We start from the raw sequence: 4867 nt of genomic DNA, 5'->3' as shown, positions 1-4867 counted from the left end.
GCCGCCGCGACCACGCCGGCGGCGGTCCTCGGCCGCCCCGACCTGGGCGCGCTGGAGGCCGGCCGTCGCGCGGACGTGCTGGTGGTCGACGCGGAGCTGCGCCCGGTCGAGGTGCTCCGCGCCGGGCGCCCGGCGGGCGGGTCCGCGGGTGGGTGAGCACGCTCCCAGCTGGTGGACGTGGGGTGCCGAATCGGTTCGACCGCGGCAGGATGTGGCCCCATGACGACGACGCCATCGGGCCGCAGGTTCCCCTCCGACTTCCTCTGGGGCGCGGCGACCGCCTCGTACCAGATCGAGGGTGCGGCGGACGAGGACGGGCGCGGTCCGTCCATCTGGGACACCTTCGCGGCGACGCCCGGCAAGACGCTCGACGGGCACAGCGGCGCGGTCGCGGCCGACCACTACCACCGCACCGCGCAGGACATCGCCCTGATGAAGGACCTGGGCCTGGACGCCTACCGGTTCTCGCTCGCGTGGCCCCGCATCCAGCCCACGGGCTCGGGTGCGTTCAACCCGAAGGGCCTCGACTTCTACTCCCGGCTCATCGACGACCTGCTCGAGGCCGGCATCGACCCGGTGGTGACGATGTACCACTGGGACCTGCCGCAGCCGCTCGAGGACGCGGGCGGCTGGCCCGCGCGTGACACCGCGCTGCGCTTCGGCGACTACGCCCGCACGATCGTCGAGACCTACGCCGACCGGGTGAAGGTCTGGACGACGCTCAACGAGCCGTGGTGCTCGTCCTACCTGGGGTACGGCTCGGGCGTGCACGCGCCGGGTCGCACGAGCGAGGTCGACGCGCTGGCGGCCGTGCACCACCTCAACCTGGCCCACGGCCTCGGCGGCCGAGCGGTCCGCGAGGTGCTGGGCGAGGCGAGCACGCTCTCGCTCACCCTCAACCTGCACGTGGCCCGTCCGGACGACCCGACGTCGGCCGAGGACCGCGACGCGGCCCGCCAGATCGACGCGCTCGCCAACCGCGCCTTCCTCAACCCGGTCCTGGACGGCTACTACCCGGAGGACCTGCTCAAGGACACCGCGCACCTGACGGACTGGTCGTTCGTGCTGGACGGCGACCTGGAGACCACGCACACCGGGCTCGACGTCCTGGGCGTGAACTTCTACTCGACCCAGCGGGTGCGGCGCGTGCCCGAGGGCGTGGAGAAGTCGATGAACGACGGGCACGGCACCTCCGTCGCCACGGCCTGGCCGGGCGCGGACACGGTCGAGTTCCTGCCGCAGCCGGGGCCCTACACGGCCATGGGCTGGAACATCGACCCGACGGGCATGACCGAGCTCCTCGTGGGGCTGTCCACGACCTACCCCGACCTGCCGCTGATGATCACCGAGAACGGCGCGGCGTTCGAGGACGTCGTGACGCCCGAGGGCCGCGTCCACGACGGGGAGCGCGTGAGCTACATCTACCGCCACCTCGACGCCGTCGGGGAGGCGATGGACGCGGGCGCCGACGTGCGCGGGTACTTCGTGTGGTCGCTCATGGACAACTTCGAGTGGGCCTACGGCTACCACCGGCGCTTCGGCATCGTGCGCATCGACTACGACACGCTCGAGCGCATCTGGAAGGACTCGGCCTACTGGTACCGCGAGCTCCTGCGCACCGACGCGCTGCCGCCGGTCGAGAGCGCGCCGGACCTCGCCTGAGGTCGCTGCCGTGCCGCGCGGACGCAGGTCCGGCAAGCGCCCCTGGGGCCAGGACCATCCCGAGCTCGACGTCGACCGCGTGCGCGGTGGTCGGCGCACGGAGTCCGGGTCCGACGGCGAGTGGGTCGTCCAGCGCGTGACCGGCAGCCCGGGGCGCACCTACGTGTGCCCCGGGTGCCGGCAGGACGTCCCGGCCGGCACGCCGCACGTCGTCGTGTGGCGCGGCGACGACCTCCTGGGGGCCGAGGCGGCCGTCGAGGGTCGCCGGCACTGGCACACGGCGTGCTGGGAGCACCGCGGGCGGCGCCGGTGACGCCGCGGCTCGTCGCGACCGACCTGGACGGCACCCTGCTGCGCACGGACGGCTCGGTCTCGCGGCGGACCGCCGCGGCGCTGCGCGGTGCCCAGGAGGCCGGGGTCGACGTCGTCTTCGTCACGGCGCGCCCGCCGCGCTGGCTCGACGTGGTCGCGGACGCGGTCGGCGGGCACGGTGTGGTCCTGTGCCTCAACGGCGCCGTGGTCTACGAGCCGGCGACCGGGACCGTCCTGGAGTCGCGGACGATGCCCGACGACGTCGTCCTGGCGCTGGTGGCGGACCTGCGCGCCGCGCTGCCCGGGGTCGTGTTCGCGGTCGAGCGCGTCGACGGCTTCGCCGCCGAGCGCGGGTTCCCGGACGACCGTCCCGGGCCGGACGACCTGGTCCTCGGCGAGCGCGTCGAGAGCGTGCTCGACGGGGCGACCGGCAAGCTCCTCGCGCGCTGCGCCGCCGTGCCGGACGCCGAGCTCGTCGCGTGCGTGGACGCCGTGCTCGCGGGCCGCGCCGTGCTCGGGGACTCCGGCGCGTCCGGGCTGGCCGAGATCACCGGCCCCGGCGTGACCAAGGGCGCCACGCTCGCGCGGTGGTCGGCGGCCCGCGGGGTGCGCCCGGAGGAGGTGTGGGCGTTCGGGGACATGCCCAACGACCTGCCCATGCTGCGGTGGGCCGGGCGCGCGTTCGGCGTCGCCAACGCGCACCCGGACGTGCTGGCAGCGGTGCACGAGGTCTGCGGGTCGAACGACGACGACGGCGTGGCCCGCGTCCTCGAGAGGCTCCTGCGGGGCTGAGGGCGGACGCCGCGCGCCCCGGCGCGCGCGCGTCGATAGGCTCGGGCGTGATGAGCACCGAGACCCCCGCGCCGATCCGCGCGCTCAGCGTCCTGCCCGCACGCCGCGAGGACGTCGAGCTGCACACCGGCGACGGCCTGACCCTGGTCGGAGAGCTGGCGCTGCCGCTGGACCGCCCGCCGGCCGCGACGCTGGTGACGCTGCACCCGCTGCCCACGCACGGCGGCTTCATGGACTCCCACGTCCTGCGCAAGGCGGCCTGGCGGCTGCCCGCGCTCGCCGACATCGCGGTGCTGCGCTTCAACACGCGGGGCACGTCGAGCCCGCGCGGGCGCTCGCAGGGCGAGTTCGACGGTGGCGTGGGCGAGCACTTCGACGTCGTCGCCGCGATGGAGTACGCGGAGTTCCACGACCTGCCGAACCGGTGGCTCGTCGGCTGGTCGTTCGGCACCGAGCTGGCGCTGATGCACGGAGCGGACCCCTCGATCGAGGGCGCCGTGCTCCTGTCTCCGCCGCTGCACCGGGCGACCGACGAGCACCTGGCCGCCTGGGACGCGTTCGGCAAGCCGCTCGTCGTGCTGGTTCCGGAGCTGGACGACTACCTGCGGCCCGACGAGGCGCGCCGACGCTTCGCCGCGGTGCGCCAGGCCGAGGTCATCGGCGTCGAGGGGGCGCGCCACCTGTGGGTGGGCGAGGCCGCGGTCCGCCGAGTGCTCGACGAGATCGTGCAGCACGTGCTCCCCGGCCACCCGCCGCTGCCGGACACGTGGGACGGCCCCGTCGAGTCCGCCGACTCCGACGACGAGACCCGCTGACCACCACCAGGAGGACGAGACCATGACGACGGACGGCATGCCCCGGGTCCACGCGCTGCGCCGAGGGGTACCGGGGCGGCTCCCGCTCGTGCTGCTGCACGGCTTCCCGCTGGACCACCGGATGTGGCACGACGTGACCGACCTGCTGCCCGGCGAGCCGACCGTCCTCGCGGTGGACCTGCCCGGCTTCGGGGCCTCCCCGTCCGGGCCGGACGTCGCGCAGGCGCTCGGCGCCGACCCGGCGCCGTCGCTCGAGGTCATGGCCGACGGCGTCGCCGCGGCGCTGCGCGGGCAGGGCGTCGAGCGCGCGGTCGTCGCCGGTCTGTCCCTCGGGGGCTACGTCGCGATGGCCCTGGTGGAGCGCCACCCCGACCTCGTGGCGGGCCTCGGCCTGATCGACACCAAGGCGACCGCCGACGACGACGCGGCCCGCCGCACGCGCCTCGAGGTCGCCGCGCAGGTCCGCGCCGAGATGCGCGTCGACCGGGTCCTGGGCATGCGCACCACGCTGCTGGGGGCCACCAACCGGGTCACGCGGCCGGACCTGTCCGAGCGGCTCGAGCGCTGGACCCGCGACCAGGGTCCGCTCGGCCTGGCCTGGGCGCAGGAGGCCATGGCGGCGCGCCCGGACCGCACGCAGGCGCTGCGCGCCTACGCCGGGCCGGCGGTCGTCGTGGTGGGGGAGGAGGACGAGCTCTCGCCCGTCGCCGCCTCCCAGCACATGGTCGACGCCCTGGCTGACGCGCGCCTCGTCGTCGTCCCCGGCGCCGGCCACATGACGAGCAACGAGAGCCCCGAGCCGGTCGCCTCGGCCCTGCAGGGCCTGCTCGCGCGCGCCCAGCGGGCCGACGCCGCGGCCTGAGACGGCGCCGCGGGCGGTCAGCGGCTCGCGGTCCCCAGCGCGATGGCGAGCGCGTCGGCGAGGTCGATCGACTCGCCGTCGCGCGCGCCCTTGCCGAGCACGAGCGGCGGGTCGCTGGGCTCCGGCGTCGCTCCGGTGAGCAGCGCGCGCAGGCTGCCCGGGACCGTGAGCACGTAGAACTCGCCGTCGGTGCCCACCGCGACGGACTCGTTGCGGCGCAGGTACCACCCCTTCAGGGGCGTCCGGTACCGGCTCTGGCCGTCGTAGCTGCGCGCGCGCAGCGGCACGGGGGCGACCCCGCGCTCGCGTGCCTCGGCGACGAACCGGGCGATCATGGCACGGGCCTGCGCCGACTCCGCGGCACGCCGGCGCTCGAGCTCCGCGGCGTGCGCCGCGGCCGCCTCGCTGCGCTGGTCGCGCCACG

General features: G+C 75.6%; 6 protein-coding genes. 5 read left to right on the top strand and 1 reads right to left on the bottom strand.

The features are described 5' to 3' along the window. Positions 1-219: 219 nt before the first annotated feature. Genes IDM29_RS14970 through IDM29_RS14950 form a run of 5 tightly spaced genes read left to right on the top strand, consistent with a single transcriptional unit; the run spans position 220 to position 4443 of the window. Entirely contained in the window at positions 220-1662 is a 1443-nt protein-coding gene (locus IDM29_RS14970) for a GH1 family beta-glucosidase (protein WP_188037715.1), read from the top strand. Between the two features lie 10 nt (positions 1663-1672). Then, positions 1673-1975, top strand: a complete 303-nt coding sequence (locus IDM29_RS14965) for a hypothetical protein (protein ID WP_182111641.1) — start codon at positions 1673-1675, stop codon at positions 1973-1975. Further along, entirely contained in the window at positions 1945-2766 is an 822-nt protein-coding gene (locus tag IDM29_RS14960; RefSeq protein WP_309232748.1) for an HAD family hydrolase, read from the top strand. The genes IDM29_RS14965 and IDM29_RS14960 overlap by 31 nt, the downstream gene beginning before the upstream one ends. A 50-nt stretch (positions 2767-2816) precedes the next feature. Then, entirely contained in the window at positions 2817-3581 is a 765-nt protein-coding gene (locus tag IDM29_RS14955; protein ID WP_188037714.1) for an alpha/beta hydrolase, read from the top strand. Positions 3582-3603: 22 nt separating this feature from the next. Next, complete coding sequence (locus tag IDM29_RS14950; protein WP_255500314.1) at positions 3604-4443, top strand: alpha/beta fold hydrolase; 840 nt, start codon at positions 3604-3606, stop codon at positions 4441-4443. A 17-nt stretch (positions 4444-4460) separates the two neighbouring features. On the opposite strand, the gene IDM29_RS14945 is transcribed toward IDM29_RS14950, so the two are convergent. Further along, a partial coding sequence (locus tag IDM29_RS14945; protein WP_188037713.1) for a hypothetical protein occupies positions 4461-4867 on the bottom strand: 407 nt, incomplete at its 5' end.

The organism is Actinotalea sp. JY-7885, assembly GCF_014525465.1.
In the GTDB taxonomy this organism is placed as follows: domain Bacteria; phylum Actinomycetota; class Actinomycetes; order Actinomycetales; family Cellulomonadaceae; genus Actinotalea.
The sequence above is the reverse complement of the archived record's forward strand: the minus strand, read 5'-3'. Positions and strand labels throughout refer to the sequence as shown.